A 17,180-nucleotide genomic window follows, 5' to 3' on the forward strand; every position below is an offset into this window, starting at 1 on the left:
TGGTTGGTCATGGGTGCCTCAATAACCACCTACCCCGAAATTTTGAGGGGATACGTAAAAAATGGGTCAAATAATTTAGAACTGACTTCTTCTGTCATCCCCAAAGCATTATCAGAAATACTGATAGATACCCATTTTTCATTTACAACTTCAGTACGAACACCAATTTGAAAAGGGTTAAAAATATCTTTGTTCCCTTCTTTGTTATTATCTTCTATTGCCCATTCTCTATTGCCTATTTGTTCTTCTAAAGCATCAATTGCATTAGCAATAATATTCATAAAGACTTGATTTAGTTGACCGGGATAGCAATGTATTTCTGGTAAATTACCATATTCTTTAATTACTTCAATTTTGGGATGATTAGACTGAGCTTTTAAACGACTTTGTAAAATCATCAAAGTACTATCGATACCTAAATGAATATCCACCTGTTTAATTTCTGCTTCGTCTAAGCGAGAAAAAATTCTTAGAGATTTAACAATATCTTGAATGCGTTCAGTTCCTACTTTCATAGACTGAAGAATTTTAGTAAAATCTTCCTTGATAAAGTCTAATTCATCAAAGTCAACTTCTTGTTGAATCTTTTCTGTAAAATCGGGATATTGCTGTTGATATAAGTGGATTAATTTGAGTAAAGTTTGGCTGTATTCCTCTACGTAGTTAAGATTTCCATCAACAAAGTTCACGGGATTATTAATTTCATGAGCAATACCTGCTACCATTTTACCTAAACTAGACATTTTTTCATTATGTACTAGTTGAATTTGAGTTTTCTGAAGCTGATTCAAAGTTTGCTCAAGGTTGGTGATTGCTTTTTCTAAACGATCTGACTGAGTTATAGTAGATTGTTCGGAAACATTTAATAATTGCTTTAAAGTCCCAACTTGAGAATTTAGGCGCTGTAAAACATTGTCTTCGTTAATAGAAATTTGATGAGATTCTGGGAAAATTCTGCCGTCATCAAAACGAAGAATTGCAGTTTTAACATTTAAGGCTAAAGGACGTATTAATTCTACAATGGTTTGCGGAACTACTACTCTTAAAAACATCAAAATCGTAAACATCTCGCCAGTAGGTAATAATCCACCAAATCCAATCACAGATTTGACTCCGAACGGAATTACGAACGAATTTTGAGCAGGAATATAAGAGCTACCCAAAGCATTCGGAACGTAAAATACGTTATACATCTTCTGTTCGCTATCAATTAATAAATCGACATCGGGTTGTAATAGCATTCCCGGATTTAAGCCAAGCTGTCTAATCAATTGCGAAATCATAGGTATGCGATATATAGCATCTTCGTTTGCAAGTGGTATTGCTTTATGCCCTGTTGATTTATAGCGAGAATTCCATTCTGGAAGTTCACCCGCAGTAGATAGTAAAGTCAAACATTTTAAATCATCAGCAATCTTGTTTTGACCTAATATATCCCGTGCATATTCTTGTAATTCAGGAGTTAGTTTCTCGTAGGCATGAGTTTTAAAAAAACGTACAAGAATACAGGATTTTTCTCCAGTATCTTTATTAATAAAATGTTCGTAAAAATATTTGATAATTAAATTACTCGCATCTTCCATACAATCAGAATTTTCTGCAATTTTTCGTAGCGCTAAACCACACTCTGACATATCCCTAAGAGTAAATTTAGTTAAGTCGTGCATGATATGTAATTTCCTTCCCTGGATTCAAATCAACTTGATGCTTATCTAAACAATTAGGCTTCAAAACATTTTATTGAAAGAAGTTAAAAACTAAAATTATTTAGATAATTCTCAGGCTTAGTTTGCCCATTTTGAGGTGTTATTTTATCAAAATCAAAATTATTATGGAGAAATCCGATCAAATAGTTATTAAAGATAGTCAAAAGCCTAAAGAATAGTTATATTTGTTGCTTTTTCCTAAAGTTGCATTGCAGATACGATCGCTACGATTACAAGAGAGTGCAGGGAAATAATCATAGTGTATGAGGAGATAACCACACCAAAGGTGAATAGTTTACATCTGGTTGTTTAAAATGCTGCTGTAGAAAAATAGTAACAACGATATTAAGATACACTTAAGTATTAAAGAAAATGGTATATGATGCAACCCTGACTTTAAATGTAGATGCACATAAATTATGTCGTCAGCCAAAGCTGGAATTATTGTAGCGCATTTAACATGGAATCGAGCATATATCTTCAAAATATGCTTTATATCAAGCTTTAGCTTTACTGCCAAACCTATCTCAACTAGCTTTTATGTTTATTGGGTTCAAATCCCCCCAACTCCTTAAAAAGGAGACTAAACTGGTCGTCCTATTTATATTACTGAAATCAATTACTAACAATATAATCTGCGATTATTTATTATTTTGGGTAGAAGATATAGCAATCATTAAGATATTAATTGAATATAGCTGAAACGACATGAAGGGGTATGAAGTTTTTAGTAATTTACAATAGTTCATATTATTTATAGATAATGCTATTTAGGATAAAAGAGATATTAGACTAGCTCAAAACTATGTATATCAATATTTTAGCGTTTTTTTTATCTATTCCTTTTTGTGAAAATACCCTGGACAGATAACTATCTGACACATATATTTAATAAGTTTCCAAAATAAAAAACTATAGTTGATAATAAGCAAATACAAAATATTGATAAAAATGAATAGTAAATTAATTAGCACTAGAGATTTATCTCCTTTGGATGTAGAGGAAATGTTTTCGCTGTTAAACAATCATTTTGAAGGAGTTAAGAGAGATGTATTTAACAACGATTTAGATAGTAAAAATTGGGTAATCTTGATTAAAGATGAACAAACAAATGAGTTAAAAGGTTTTTCAACATTGCTAATGTATGACACCTGCTTTGAAGGCGAAAATATTAGCATTGTATTTTCTGGAGATACTATTGTAGATCCTAGTGCTTGGTCAAGTTCGGCTCTATCTACGGGCTGGATAGCTTCGATAAATAAGCTAAGAAACGAATACTGTAAAGGTAAACTCTACTGGTTGTTGATTTCTGGCGGTTATCGCACATATCGTTTTTTACCCTTATTTTGGAAAGAGTTTTATCCCTGCTACGATACCCCAACTCCCGAACGTATTTTGTGTTTGATACAAAATTTATCTGTCAAACGTTTTGGCGAAAATTATAATATTAAAACTGGTGTGGTTAGTTTTCCCCATCCCCACATATTGCGCGATGGATTGCACGGTATACCTACTCAAAGATTGCGAGATCCACATATTCAGTTTTTTCAGACGCTTAATCCAGGTCATCTTAATGGTGATGAATTAGTTTGTTTTACGGAGATTTGCGAAGAAAACCTGACTCGCGCTGGACGTAGAATATGGTTTGCAAATGCAAATTGTAAAAGCGAAAATCAAAATTCAACTTTAGAAATTCTGGTTTAAAAATCTGGTTTAAAATTCTGCCTAAACTTAAAATACGGTTGGGTTGAAATAGAAGGCGTTGAATATCGAGGTGATGCTTTCAACACACTAAAAATTGCTCATCTTTGATATAACGCTTTTAAATACAACTTCTTTACAAGCCGGAACTTCCGGTAATCAAAATGACATGAAAGCCGTACCAAATACTATAAGTTCGTATCGTTACACGCAAATATTTAACCATCCAAGACGTTTTATTGAAGGTTGGTACTGGGCTATTCCTTCAAGAAAACTGCGAAAAGGAAAAGTAAAAGCGGTGTCGTTACTGGGTAGAGAATTAGCAATTTACCGGGGTATTGACGGTGAACTAGTTTGCTTTGACGCTAAATGTCCTCATATGGGCGCTCACCTTGCCGAAGGTAAAGTTGAAGGAAAGGGATTGCGTTGTCTATTTCACAATTGGAAGTTTGATAGTCAAGGTAATTGCGTTGATGTTCCTTGTTTGGGAACGAGTCTTCCTTTACAGTTGAAAACCTGGCACGTTGCCGAAAAATACGGAATGATATGGGTTTGGGTGGGTGAAACTCCTTTACAACCTTTACCGTTTGTTCCAGAATTAGAGAATTTTGAATGTGATAGCCTTGTAACTTCTAAGTTTGTGAAAAACTGTCATCCCAACGTGGTGATGATTAACGCTATTGATGCCAACCATTTTAATACGGTTCATAATCTACCTTTAGAGATTGTTTTTCGCAAGCAGCAACTCAACGATAATGCGATTATTTTTAACAACGTTACTAGGGGTGGTGAGAATTCGTTTCTGATGAAATTAATCCGTCCTTTTTACAAAAAAGCCGTTACCTATAATATGTGTTATTGGTACGGAAGTATTGGTACGGTAACTTTAGGCCCCGATTTTCTACATTTTCATATTATGTTTGCTTTGCGTTTGCTTGAAGGCGGGAAAGCAGAAGGGCAAACTATCTTAATAACTAAAAAACGTCGAGGTATTTTTGGTTGGTTTTTTAATAGATTGGTGCTTTGGCTGACAAAGTTAGTCGGAGATTACTTTGCCAAAGGAGATACACAGATATTTCAAACAATCGACTTCGACTTTCAAACACCAACCAAAGCAGATAATGCTATTTTGCAATTTATCCAAAATGTTGAAACACAAAAAGCCTTGCGATGGGGAAGTTGGGAACCCGTAAACGAGGAACAAGAAAGACAAAGACAAAAAAAAGTAGAGATGGTGGAATCGAAAGGAGAAGCGAATGATTAACAGCTTAAAGTTTGAGAGATTTAAGAGTTAATTAAGGTTTATAGTAGCGCTTTACCGCCTCATTTTACGGAATTATAAGATCTAATGTGGTGGAGTACTAAAGCGTTACAAAAATTGAAACAGTTAGATTAAAAATTAAACAAGCAATAACAATTACAACAAACATATTAATTAATACTTAGATCGTGAAACAAGTTCTTACAGTTCGTTCAATCATTTTCAACTCGCTTATAGTAATTGTTTTCGCTGCTTGCGGTGCAAATGCTCAGAAAAAAGCCGAAATCTGCCCTCAAGAGGACTCAGAGATGCTTGTACCGGGAAGTAAATTCACGGAAAATAAAACTGAAGATAATTCTCATCCTATGTTTTTACCGAAAGATAGTAGTTTTGAAAAAGAATCTCATCCTATGGTTATTCCAAGCTGTTTAAAACCAGAAGAGTAAAAATAAGCGTTTTAACTGACTTCTTTCAAACCGCCCTAGAATAAATTCTCAGGCTCACATACAAAGTTTGATAAATCAGACTGGGCTACATTTTAGTATGTTTTAATAGCTATTAAACTCTTAATATTAACTTAAATTTAATTACGGAAATTATGAATCAACAATACACTATCGCTGGATTGGATTTACCCGATATTAATCCAGAAGATAAATTAAATCGAATTTTATCTTCAGCACTCGAAAAAACAAATGGATATTTAATTAACAAATCTACCTCTTTAGCTCATTACTGGGATGCTAATTATTTTAATCTCGATAAAGTTCAAATTTTTCAAGATTCCACACCTGCGGAACAAAGTTCTATTTTACAGCTTTGCAATTTAGGAATTTTGGAGGAAGCTTATTTTATTGAAAAAGCTGGCATGGGCTACATGGCGAAAATGATTTTGCTAGCAGAAACGATATCCGAAAGAATGCTTTATGGTTTATTTGCTGCGGATGAAGTAACCCATTTTTCGCAAATTAGCAGTTTTTTACCGACTCCAAAAGTAAGTTATAACCCGTTTTTAGATTTGCTGGAAAACGTAGTAGAAAGTGAAGATAAAACAGTTTTATTATTTGTGCTGCAAGTAGTTTTAGAAGGATGGGGTTTAACTCATTACCGCAGTATAGCTTCATGTTGTCAAAATCCTCACTTAAAATCGATATTACAAGGTTTTTTGCAAGATGAAAGCCGACATCACGCTACGGGAGTAACGCTGCTTGAAAATAGATCGCTAGGTAAATCGAGTCAAAATATTGTGGAAATATTGGCAATGTTTTTACAAATGGTGCAATTGGGGCCTCAAAGTGTTGTTAAAGCAGTTGAGCAAGTAAAAGGACATTTATCTAAACAAGATAAAATTAATATTTTTGCACAACTTGATACTGAAACTCACAGTGGAAGTCGCTTGAAATTATTACGCAATTTGATCGATTTGCCCAATGCTAAAAATATACTTGAAAATCTGGAAATGAAGGGAAGTTTTCAACCTTTAAAGCCGAGTCAATGTGTTTCTTTTAATTGCTCGTAGCCTGAATTTAAGTACTTCAAATTAGGGCTAAAGCCCTTACTACAAATAAATAAAAATTGATAGTTTTATGATTGAAACTAAAGAAAATACGCTTTTAGAAAATCAACAAGTCTGCTGTAAGCTGAAAATTAACTATAAACGTAATAAACAGCAAGATTGTACGGAATTATTAGATCAAGCTGCAACTAATTTTAAGTATAATGATTGCAAAAATGAATACTGGAATCCAGAAGAATTATCGTTACTTTTTGGTACACCTTTATGGGCGGAAGCAAGCCCAAATCAAAGGATAATTCTCAATCAACTTTACTGGGTAGCTTACTATTCTCAAATCATTTCTGCTGAAATTGCGACTATCTTTTTTAATCAAACTAGCGCCGCTGGACTATATGCTCAAGAAGATTTTCGTCCAATATGCGATATGCTCGATTTGGAATCTTCACAGGAACGCGCCCATATTAATGCTTTTAAAACAATCTCTAAACAAGTCGAATTAACGCTGTTTGGAGAACGCATTTTCAGCTACCCAATGCGCGGTCCTTATACAGAAACTATGGTGTTTGCTGATACCAACTTTTTCAAGAGTAAGTGGAAAAAACTTCAGCTACAAGCTTTTGGATTAATATCGGCAGATAACACATTTTTAGCTTGTCAGTATTTTACAGTCAGGGGCGTGCGTACTCTCAACGGCAAGTTAGTTCAACACAAGCTCAGCAATTATTATCAAAAACATCCCAATTCGGAAAATGCACCCATCCCCGCAAAAATTTCCTACTATCACTTCATGGATGAAAGTTTTCATTTTAATAGTTCAACTATAATTTCCCATGATGTAATTAACTGTATCAAACCACCTACCGACTTTGAGAAACTGGTTGCTAATTTAGGAATACGCGGTTGTCAAAAAGACCATTATCATTGTTCCGTGGCAGTCAACGGTATATTTTGGTACGATGCCGCACTGTATTCTGCAATTTACCGAGTGTTGCGATCGCGCATTTTCGGTATGAGCGATGGAGATGCGAAAGACATGATGCGTCGTTGTTTCACGGAGGAGACGCAAGCGCTACACAACAGTTTTCAAACTCATCATGAAGCGATGGAATCCTATAAAGTTTATCTCCAACCTCTGGATTATCTATGGAAAAGTAACCGTGAAATGTCTTTAATGGCTGAAAATTCTATGTCAAAGTATTTGAAGCAGCAAAAAAAAGCTTTTAAAAAGTGGGCAATTCGATTTTAGATTTTAAATTTAGGATTGTCTTTAATAATATTCATGTAAATCTATGAACTCATTACAAAATAAAAATACCCAACCATTAATAAATATGGAAGTATTCAACAATTGGGACGTTGTTGCTAAAGGTTGGTATATCGTTTGTCCAAGTAAAGAAATAAACAAAGGTAAAGCTAAATCCTTTACTATTTGCGGACAAAAAATCGTAATTTTTCGCGGTAAAGATAATAAAATAAGAGCATTAGATGCTTACTGCCCCCATTTAGGAACCGATTTATCAATTGGAAAAGTCGATGGTAATTTAATTCGCTGTTTCTTCCATCATTGGGCATTTGATGGTGAAGGTAAATGTCAAGATATTCCCTGTCAATCTAATATTCCTCAAAAAGCTAAATTACAGGCTTATGCTACTGACGAAAAATATGGTTTTATTTGGGTTTATCCAGATAAAGAAGCACCCGAAGTTGTAGAATTTGACGAGTTAAAAAATCAATCTCTTGTTACATCATACGATAAATCTTTTGAACGCAATTGTCATCACCATATTTGTATGATGAACGGAATTGATGCTCAACATTTGCAAACCGTGCATAAGTTAAATATCAAAATGGATTTATCGTTAGAGCAAAATAAATCTGGAAATATTATTGATTTTACCCTCAGCGGTGAATTTCCACAAACTACATTTAGAGAAAGAATAGCAAGAAATTTACTGGGAGATTATTATGAATACACCATGAGATATGCCGATGGCTGTATAGGATTGCTAACTATCATGAAAGAAGTGCGATTTATACCTTATTTGCATATGATTTATGCTTATACACCTTTAGAAAATAGAAAAACTAGAATTCAGCCAATATATATAACTAAGAAACGAAAAGGAATTCTTGGTTGGTTGATAAGTAGATGTTTATTATTAATGACGAAATTTGCTTATTATTTTTTACGTGGTGAAGACGGAATTATTTATGACAATATTCGTTATAATCCAAACGCTCTTTTAACTATTGATGAACCGTTGGTTAAATATATGAGCTATGTTAATAAACTTCAACCTTCAATATGGTCAAATAATTTTAGATTTTAGATTTTAACAACGGATGTTTTTAACAACGGATGCGTTTGGTTTGTTTTAGATTTTGGATTTGACGTTTGTAGGGTGTGTGACACTTAAAATTAATTTGAACGTAGTAACAAGGCTCATATGTGTCACGCACCAACGCCCTGTAATAACCGCATAAGTCCAGATTTAATAGTAATTCATTGCTTATAAATATGACTAAAAAATCTTGTAAAATTCAGTTTATTGAAAGCAAATATTCATCGATTGAATTAACAATAGATCAAAAGCTTGCCGAACATTTAACTGTAGAAAACTCGCCGATACTTTTTGGTTGTCGTACTGGAATTTGTGGGACTTGTATTGTAGCTGTAGAAGGTAATATTCCACCTCCATCCTCAGAGGAAAAAGAACTTTTAGAAGTACTAGCTCCGGAAAATCCCAAAGCAAGATTAGCTTGTCAAATTCAGCTAACTAATGATATTCAAATTACAAAAATTAAATAGAGGTGGGAATAGAAGAAAGTAAATTTATATTCTAATAACATCTTGCACCATTTTCAACAACTGCCTTGGAATAAATTTCCAGGCTCATACACAAAGTCTGATAAATCAGACTGAAAAATACTTTGAGCGCGTTTCAAAGCACTTTGTATATTAGCCTTAAAATTGATTTCTCTGCGAGAAAGCCTCCGGCTTACAAGGTGGGTATTTGGACTTAACGACAATGGTGCAAGATTTAAGTTCTAATCAACTATCAACTAACAACTAATATATGAAATTTGAAGATTTTTGGTATGTTGTCGCATTAAGCAACCAATTAAAACCAAATCAAGTCCTTTCACGGACAATTTTAGGTGAATGGCTGGCACTATTTCGTGGGGAAGATGGTAAACCTGTCGCTTTACAAGATAGGTGCATTCACAGAAATACCCGTTTATCAAAAGGTAAAGTTTGTCAAGGCAAGCTCAAATGTCCTTATCACGGCTGGGTTTACGATAATACTGGCAAGGTTGTTACCGTACCTTCGGAAGGAGAGAATTTTTGTTCAAGCAAAATGCGAAAAAGCCAACTTTATCAAACCAAGGAAGAAGATGGTTTCGTTTACGTGCGTTTGTCATCACCTTTGGAGGAATTTGCACCTTTCAAAATGCCTAAGTACCAACAGCCGGGATGGGAAACTGTAAAAGTTATCAATCGCTTTCACAATAACGTTACCAATTGTGCGGAAAATTTCATTGATGTTCCCCATACAGCTTCGGTACATCCTGGAATCTTTCGCAAACCCAGCAAACAACAGCTAGAAATGACTGTAGAAAGACGTAATGGTAGCGTGTTTGCAGAATATCGTAACGAAACCAGTAATCTAGGCTGGTTTGCAAAATTTCTTAATCGTAAAGGTAATAAAATTCGCCACATTGATAGCTTTCATATGCCGAATGTCACCAGCGTTGAATACGATATGTCACCCAAAAGAAAACTTTTCATCACCAGCCAATGTATTCCAGAAACAGAAGATTCGACTTTGGTTTATACCTATGTAACCTACAACTATGGAATATGGAATAAACTGGCAAAGCCCCTCGTACATTGGACTACACAGCATATTATCCAGCAAGATATTCAAGCTTTAAAGATTCAGTGGCAAGCAATCGAAAAGTATGGAACCCAGTTTGCGAATACTCCTGCCGACACCATCCATATTTTTGTCGAGTCAATTCGCGGGAGCATTACAGCAGGAAAAGATCCAAGGCAGCTTCCGGATAAATCGGTAGAGGTAAAATTCTGGGTTTAAGTAAAGTACAAACAAAAAAAGAAGTGGCTCAGCCACTTCCAAAAAATTCCCAGGTAGAACCTGAATTAAAGTATAGCGATTATATAATCTTCAAATCGTATAAATTACAACTGATTTATCAATATGTTAGTTTTCTTTACCTTCGTAATTCTTCTAGCATTAACCCTTACAAATAGCAAGCAACCCTTTATATGGCAAAAAAAGAGTCGTGAAGATTGGTTATTAGACGGTATTGGCTTATTTTTTCAGGGAATTATAATCCCTTTTTTACAAATTAACGTAATTTTTCAACTTTACCAGTTGCTGCTACCAGATACTCGTGCTTCATTAAATCTTTATCCTATTGCTGCTTTCTCGCTAAGTTTTATATTTGTAGATTATCTATATTATTGGAACCATCGTTTATTTCACACTCGGAAACTATGGTTTATGCATCAAGTGCATCATACTGTCACAGAAATGGACGTGTTGGGAACTTCTCGTAATACTTTATGGACAAGCTTCTTTATCGTTTATCTATGGATTCACTCATTATTTCTGTATTTGCTGCAAGAACCTTACTGGTATATTTTAGGCATCAGTTTAAGTTCGGCTTTAGATTTGTGGCGACACAGTAACTTTACACCAAAAGTAAATTCATGGTTATATTATTGTTTCTCACCGTGGTTAATTCTACCCCAAGATCATGCTTGGCATCATTCCAGCAATTGCGATCGAGGAAACTACGGTGCAAACTTGAAGCTTTGGGATAAAATACATGGGACTTACTATCAATCCGATAATCTCCCAGATTCGTTAGGCATTAATAATTATCTTTCTTTTACGAAAAAACTACTCTTCCCGTTTTAAAAAAGTATCCAGATACTTACGGTAATAACACATCATCCTAATTGCTGCTACTCATACCTTTTTTACTTCATATTACAGGCATGAAATTTAAAGTAATTGTAGATTGGGATACCTACATCCGGATTTATACGTGTTTTGAAAGCAAATGGTACTAATGCTTAATAAACTGGATATCGTGGAAATTATCAAACTACATCGCATTTCAAATGTTGCGAATGTTAAAGCTCAAAATTTGCTCAAAATCCAAAGTTGGAACAAAAGATGTCAGCATAGACAATTTCAAAATTACTAAGTAAGTCAGCGTGAATAAATATAATTGTCTTCTGTCATTGCGTTCACGGAGTGTTCCCTCTTAGGGAATGGAGGCACGACGACGCAATCCCAACCATTTTGGGGTTTTTACTTTTCGTTACATAGTTAGATTCATTAGTGCCAACCTACTTATATCAAAACCCATGACTTTAATAAGCACTATACTTTCCTTTTTTCCTGCTGCTGTCATGCTTCTAGGATTTATCTCTTTGTTATCGGTTTGTTATTCTCCTGGAATTTTAAGCGTTGCTGCTTTGTTGTTTTCATTCTATGGATTGCCATTATTAATCCATAAAATACATGATTTTTTTTACCCGATTGAAGAAGGAATTAGTTATCTAGGGGGGAAAGAATATTCTCCTTGGTGGGGAAGTCACCAAATACAGTTAATATATGTGACTTTTAGCTTTTTAGAATCGGCATTGCGTCTGATTCCCGGTGCATTTTCGTTGTGGTTGCGATTGTGGGGGGCAAAAGTCGGTAAAAATGTATACTGGACTCCTACATTAGAAATAGGCGATCGTTCCTTAATTGAAATTGGCGATCGCGTACTTTTCGGACAAAGCTGCGGTATTTTTCCTCATGTCGTTAAACCGAAAAAACAAGATTTGATGCTGTATGTAAAAAAAGTAAAAATTGGTAGCGATGTTTTTATCGGAGCGGGTTCTAAACTTACTCCCGGTGTAATAGTTAAAGACGAAACTTTTATTCCTGCAAATAGCTGTTTGTATCCGAATACAGTCATTTCCGATGAATTACAGGAAATTGCTTTGAATTGACGAGTACTCAAATTTGAATAATAAAATTGCTATTACTTATTACTTAACTCTTTCTATGAACTTACTCATAAAACTTTTTAGTAAACTAATTGAATCAAAAAACCATAATTTTTACCAAGCTCTAGCAAATCCCCAAGCTGCACAGAAAAAAGTCCAGAATCAAATATTTAAAAGCTTGATTAAAAGCGAATATGGAAGATATTTGCGCGTAAAAACGATTGATGATTGGCATCGCATTCCTATAATTGAATACCATAATATCGAGAATTGGATTCATACGCAGCAGCAAGATAAAACTCAGCTACTTACCTCAGAAAAAGTCAGTTTTTATGAAAAAACTTCTGGAAGTCGTGGCTCGGTGAAATTAATTCCCTATACTAAATCTTTGCGACGCTCTTTCAATGAAATGTTTTGCATATGGGCATATGATTTGATAAAAAATGGCCCCAAATTTAAGACAGGGAAAATATATTTTTGTATTTCCCCGCAATTAGGAGAAAATAAATCAAAAAAATTACAACAAACCTCCGATATTCAATCTTTACAAGATGATTCAGAATATTTAGACGGCTGGTTGAAGTTTTTGATGAATAAGTTCCTGGTTTCTCCACCTGGATTAAACAAGTTGCGCGATGCCGAAAAGTTTAAACATCAATTAGCTAAAACACTTTTAAAATCAGAAAATTTAGAAATAATATCAATTTGGAGTCCAACTTTTCTCAAAGTTATTCTTGATTATATTCAAAATAATCGCAAAAGATTAGCTTTAGAACTCAAAGATAAGATGTCAGCAAAGCGGCGTTTAATACTGTTGCAACCTGATTTATTCAAACAAATATCTACAAATCCTAATAATTGTGAAACAGTTGATTGGAATTTGTTATGGAGCGAACTTAAACTAATATCCTGTTGGGATAGCGCCAACGCTGCTGATGGTGCTGATTTTTTACGTTCTTTATTCCCTAAAGTTTTGGTACAAGGAAAAGGACTTCTTGCAACAGAAGCACCAATGACTATTCCTTTAATTCCTGCAAAAGGATGCGTACCCTTACTCAATGAAGTGTTTTTTGAATTTCTAGATGAAAGCGGGTTTGTGTTTCAGCTACACCAATTAAAACAGGGAAACACCTATGAAATGATTATTTCTCAAAAAGGTGGATTCTATCGCTATCGCATCGGAGATAGAGTACGCTTTACCCATTCATATCTAAATACACCTTGTTTGGAATTTATCGGAAGACAAAAAGAAGTAAGCGATTTAGTTGGTGAAAAATTACATTCCGAATTTGTTCGCGATATCTTAAAAAGTTTACCTTTAGAAGAAAGCTGTTTTAAAACCTTAGTACCCGTAAAACATCCTAAAGAGCATTATCTGTTATTACTTGATAACGCGAAACACAATCCCGAAGAAATCGCCATGCAGTTAGAAGAGGGATTACAAAAATCGCACCACTATCGTAAAGCTAGACTATTAGAACAACTGCAATCCGTGCAAGTCTTGGTATCTTCGCAAATACCGGAAATTATTAGTTTATATAAAACTAATTCTGGTAAAAAGTGGGGAGATTTAAAACACGATATTCTTTCTACTCAACCAATTGAAAAAGATTTGTTAATTGAGTTGGAAGAAGCTTGTTTGGTTCGTAAATAGGTAATTGTTAATTGGTAAAAACTAAGTAAGTCGGCATGAATAAGTATAATTGTGTTCTGTCATTGCGACGAGGTACGAGGAAGCAATCGCAACCGTTTCAAGCTTTTTACATTTCGTGACATAGTTAGTTTTTTATGTGCCCACTTACTTGTTTATTTCCTAGTAGCATTCATATGTAAAATAGATATAAGCCGTACCATTACCTCAAAATAACCAATGGTTGCTAATCCTCAATTTCAATACATGAGTCCCCAAGAATACCTCGAATGGGAAAAAACTCAAGAACTTCGTTATGAATACATTGACGGAGAAGTATTCTTAAGAACGGGGAAAACAAAAATACATAATCGTATTTGTTTTAACTTGTATATTGAGTTAGATCGTTTGTTAGTTGATAAAGAATGGGAAATTTATGCTTGTGAAGTGAAGTTAAAAATAACATCAAAATCTTATCATTATCCTGACGTGACGGTAACTTGCGATGAAAGGGACAAACAAGCAATTGATATGATTCGTCATCCTTGTTTAATTGTCGAAGTACTTTCCCCATCAACGGAAGCTTTCGATCGAGGTAAAAAGTTTACTCGCTATCGTCAATCGTCTACTTTAAAAGAATACGTTTTAATTGCATCCGATGAAATTGCTGTGGAATGCTTTCGTCGGAATGATGAAGGTTTGTGGGTTTTACGTACCTATGGGGAAGGCGATACTTTGAATTTGGAAAGTGTAGGAATTTCGATTCCGGTGGAGAAGCTGTATCGACGAGTTCGGTTTGATGTGGGAGAGAAGAATTGAATAATTACGCGATACCGGGGCGTGAGTTTTGCTTAACGCACTACTATACCATTTTATCTAGGCGAAACAATAAAACTTAGGGTAACATTTATAGCAATTAACATAGATGATACTATCTATTTCATTAAATATGTATCGAGTTCCGAATACTTAGAAAACAAGCCATCTATACTGGCTAACTTAGCTTTATAAACAACTGTTGTAGCAATAATCAAACGGTCAAATGGATCTTTATGAACTGGAGATAAGTTGACGGCTTCATAAGCGATTTGTGCAGTTATCGGCAACAATGTAATGCCTGATGGCTCCAAAGCCTCTTGTAGCCAGCGTTCAGTTGTACAGGGTAGTTCTAATCGTCCCCGTTGTTGTGCGATCGCAACTTCTGAAGTAGTCGCAATTTCACCAGTATCTTGTTATGAAGTTGCGATCGCTTCTTGCCAGTGAGTTGGAAATCGCTCTAACTCTTGATTAATAAACCATATCCAAATGTGAGTATCAAGAACAATTACTTGAGACATTCCCAATCCTGTTCCTCAATGGCGGAACTAACTAAATCACCCAAAGTTTTACCTTTACCCGCAATTGAAGCAGCAGGAGTTCGGCGCAATGCTTGTGGTTCAACATCCGAAAGAATGGTCACAATTACACGAGCTTTCGATACTTCTGGTACATCTTTTAACCATTGAATTCGACCATTTTCTATAATGGCTTCATAGCTTGGAAGCATTGCTCTATCCTACAATTAGATTAATATTTACAATTACTTTGAAATAAATTTTAAGGAACCTATGTCAAAGTATTTAAAATATTATTGTATCAGATATTAAGTATAGAAAACGATTGCGCCTACTTTTAATTAGGCGTTAAAATTATCTTGAACTTGCTTGATTTTGGCTTTTTTGCCAATCTTCTAATGCTGTAATTACAAAAGTTGATGCTGGGTGATCGAGCATTTTTCCTAGTGCTTGGATACCACCAGCTTTTAAAGCGCTAAGTACCCGTTTACGCAGCTTGGAATTATTTTCGATATGTTGAATCGCTGTAGTTGCTACCGTCATTTTTTCGGTAGTTGTCGTTGTTGGGTAGGTTTGAGATAGTTGGTTGAGTAGCTGTTGGATTTCTGCTGCTGCTTCGGATAGTGTTTTTTGTTGCGGATTAACATTAAAATCACCTTCAACATTACCAGCAACACCACCTGAAATATTTGCCCGTTCCATATTCATTTGTACTTTAGAATTATCTGACATAAAATTATCTCCTTATAATTAATTTCTTAGTTTTTAGTTTTTTCTACACACATTGAGGCTGATACATAAAATTTCCTTCAACATTTCCAGCAACACCAGTAACATCGGCATAAAAGTTCTGTTGAGAAAAATTCATAATTGGCTGATTGGACTTAATCGCTGTTTTCAGAAATTTTGTATATTCATACTGGTTAATTTTGCCGTTATTAAACAGAAATCCTAAAATATCCTCTTTGTAATCATCAAAATCTACATCTGTAAGTAAAACATATATCAACTTTTCTTTTTGCACGTAGGGAGGCATATCTACAATCAAAGGCATTACTTTCGTTAAGTATAAAACCATTTGCGGCTTATTTTTAGCTCGTGCGGCCAAAAGAGCCAAATTAACTAAAGGATAAGGGTTTGAAGTATAGACATTATGTGACTGATGATATAAGTTTTGACTGTTTTGATAATCTTCTAAAACAACAAATACTCTTGCTTTGTCATTTAAACAAGAACTTAACTTGAATCGAAATATTTCAAGATTAAGATTTTGCTTTTGGGCAATATTTAGCGATATTTCATAATGTTTAATGGCATTATCAAAATGAGGTAAGGATTCATGAAAAGCTCCCTTATCTCCTATATTAAAGGCAACCGCATAACAGATATCCCCAATTGTCAAGTGTTCATTGGCTCCTATCCCATTTAATTTCATAGCTTGCTGAATAAAATGGTAGGTTTGATTCAAATCTTGTTTGATTTGATAGCACCAAGCCAAACGAAAATAAGTTATTGGACTATTAGGATATTGATTAATATTTTGAAATATTTGTAAACATTCGATAGATAAATTTATTGCTGTATCTAATTCTTGCCGATGAGCATAAACTTCTGCAAGAGTATCAATGAAACAAGCTTTATCTAAATTACTGTTTGCTAATTGAACTGCATTTTTTGCAAATGCTAGTGCTTGATCGAGTTGATAGTTATGAATTGCGTAAATCCAAGCCAGGTAGTTATAGGTAGGTGCGTGTTGAGGATTTAATTGCAGAATTGTGAGGAATATCTGGGTTGCTTGATGATAGTTTCCTTGTTGAATTAATGCTACTGCTTGGTTGAAATAAGTTTCAATTTCTTTTTGGTTATGGTTGTTATTTGAGTTATTTGAGTTGTTGAAAATTGACCAAATTCCGGTTGCAACTGCGGCTATTGCAGCAATAGATAATGGTGTGTTGTTGTTTTCGTTGGGGGGCATTTTACATTTATTATTGAGTAATT

The 17,180-nt window shown here is 34.5% G+C and carries 17 protein-coding genes; 12 read left to right on the plus strand and 5 right to left on the minus strand.

Annotated features, from left to right (window positions below; genetic code table 11):
• Positions 1-29: 29 nt before the first annotated feature.
• Positions 30-1,667, minus strand: coding sequence for a sensor histidine kinase (locus ACM03V_RS20535; RefSeq protein ID WP_414622650.1), 1,638 nt, complete (start codon positions 1,665-1,667; stop codon positions 30-32).
• A 990-nt stretch (positions 1,668-2,657) separates the two neighbouring features.
• Here ACM03V_RS20535 and ACM03V_RS20540 point away from each other — a divergent pair.
• The 12 genes from ACM03V_RS20540 (at position 2,658) to ACM03V_RS20595 (ending at position 14,667) form a co-directional block, all read left to right on the plus strand.
• On the plus strand, positions 2,658-3,410 hold the full coding sequence (locus tag ACM03V_RS20540) for a hypothetical protein (RefSeq protein WP_414622651.1): 753 nt from the start codon (positions 2,658-2,660) through the stop codon (positions 3,408-3,410).
• Between the two features lie 166 nt (positions 3,411-3,576).
• Positions 3,577-4,671: a Rieske 2Fe-2S domain-containing protein gene (locus ACM03V_RS20545; protein WP_414622743.1), complete on the plus strand. Its 1,095-nt coding sequence runs from the start codon at positions 3,577-3,579 to the stop codon at positions 4,669-4,671.
• Between the two features lie 185 nt (positions 4,672-4,856).
• Positions 4,857-5,114 carry a hypothetical protein gene (locus tag ACM03V_RS20550; protein WP_414622652.1) on the plus strand — a complete coding sequence of 86 codons (258 nt, stop codon included), beginning with the start codon at positions 4,857-4,859 and terminating at the stop codon, positions 5,112-5,114.
• Positions 5,115-5,266: 152 nt separating this feature from the next.
• A complete protein-coding gene (locus ACM03V_RS20555) occupies positions 5,267-6,187 on the plus strand; it encodes a ferritin-like domain-containing protein (protein ID WP_414622653.1) in 921 nt (306 codons plus the stop codon).
• A gap of 67 nt (positions 6,188-6,254) precedes the next feature.
• Positions 6,255-7,430, plus strand: a complete 1,176-nt coding sequence (locus ACM03V_RS20560; RefSeq protein WP_414622654.1) for a P-aminobenzoate N-oxygenase AurF — start codon at positions 6,255-6,257, stop codon at positions 7,428-7,430.
• A 43-nt stretch (positions 7,431-7,473) separates the two neighbouring features.
• Positions 7,474-8,514, plus strand: a complete 1,041-nt coding sequence (locus ACM03V_RS20565; RefSeq protein WP_414622655.1) for a Rieske 2Fe-2S domain-containing protein — start codon at positions 7,474-7,476, stop codon at positions 8,512-8,514.
• Positions 8,515-8,702: 188 nt separating this feature from the next.
• Positions 8,703-8,993, plus strand: coding sequence for a 2Fe-2S iron-sulfur cluster binding domain-containing protein (locus ACM03V_RS20570; RefSeq protein ID WP_414622656.1), 291 nt, complete (start codon positions 8,703-8,705; stop codon positions 8,991-8,993).
• A gap of 268 nt (positions 8,994-9,261) precedes the next feature.
• Positions 9,262-10,281 carry a Rieske 2Fe-2S domain-containing protein gene (locus tag ACM03V_RS20575; protein WP_414622657.1) on the plus strand — a complete coding sequence of 340 codons (1,020 nt, stop codon included), beginning with the start codon at positions 9,262-9,264 and terminating at the stop codon, positions 10,279-10,281.
• 123 nt (positions 10,282-10,404) lie between these two features.
• Positions 10,405-11,130 carry a sterol desaturase family protein gene (locus ACM03V_RS20580; RefSeq protein WP_414622658.1) on the plus strand — a complete coding sequence of 242 codons (726 nt, stop codon included), beginning with the start codon at positions 10,405-10,407 and terminating at the stop codon, positions 11,128-11,130.
• A 455-nt stretch (positions 11,131-11,585) separates the two neighbouring features.
• Positions 11,586-12,221: an acyltransferase gene (locus ACM03V_RS20585; protein ID WP_414622659.1), complete on the plus strand. Its 636-nt coding sequence runs from the start codon at positions 11,586-11,588 to the stop codon at positions 12,219-12,221.
• Between the two features lie 55 nt (positions 12,222-12,276).
• Entirely contained in the window at positions 12,277-13,872 is a 1,596-nt protein-coding gene (locus ACM03V_RS20590) for a GH3 family domain-containing protein (RefSeq protein ID WP_414622660.1), read from the plus strand.
• A gap of 216 nt (positions 13,873-14,088) precedes the next feature.
• Positions 14,089-14,667 (plus strand): Uma2 family endonuclease, encoded by a 579-nt coding sequence (locus ACM03V_RS20595; RefSeq protein ID WP_414622661.1) that lies wholly within the window; start codon positions 14,089-14,091, stop codon positions 14,665-14,667.
• A gap of 116 nt (positions 14,668-14,783) precedes the next feature.
• Here ACM03V_RS20595 and ACM03V_RS20600 read toward each other — a convergent pair whose 3' ends face one another.
• The 4 genes from ACM03V_RS20600 to ACM03V_RS20615 all read right to left on the minus strand — a co-directional run bounded on the left by ACM03V_RS20600 (position 14,784) and on the right by ACM03V_RS20615 (position 17,157).
• Positions 14,784-15,065, minus strand: coding sequence for a type II toxin-antitoxin system VapC family toxin (locus tag ACM03V_RS20600; RefSeq protein WP_414622744.1), 282 nt, complete (start codon positions 15,063-15,065; stop codon positions 14,784-14,786).
• Between the two features lie 107 nt (positions 15,066-15,172).
• Entirely contained in the window at positions 15,173-15,394 is a 222-nt protein-coding gene (locus tag ACM03V_RS20605) for a hypothetical protein (protein WP_414622662.1), read from the minus strand.
• 142 nt (positions 15,395-15,536) lie between these two features.
• Positions 15,537-15,914 carry a hypothetical protein gene (locus ACM03V_RS20610; protein WP_414622663.1) on the minus strand — a complete coding sequence of 126 codons (378 nt, stop codon included), beginning with the start codon at positions 15,912-15,914 and terminating at the stop codon, positions 15,537-15,539.
• 43 nt (positions 15,915-15,957) lie between these two features.
• Positions 15,958-17,157: a tetratricopeptide repeat protein gene (locus ACM03V_RS20615; RefSeq protein ID WP_414622664.1), complete on the minus strand. Its 1,200-nt coding sequence runs from the start codon at positions 17,155-17,157 to the stop codon at positions 15,958-15,960.
• Positions 17,158-17,180 lie beyond the last annotated feature (23 nt).

This window comes from Calothrix sp. CCY 0018 (genome assembly GCF_963920925.1).
In the GTDB taxonomy this organism is placed as follows: domain Bacteria; phylum Cyanobacteriota; class Cyanobacteriia; order Cyanobacteriales; family Nostocaceae; genus Rivularia.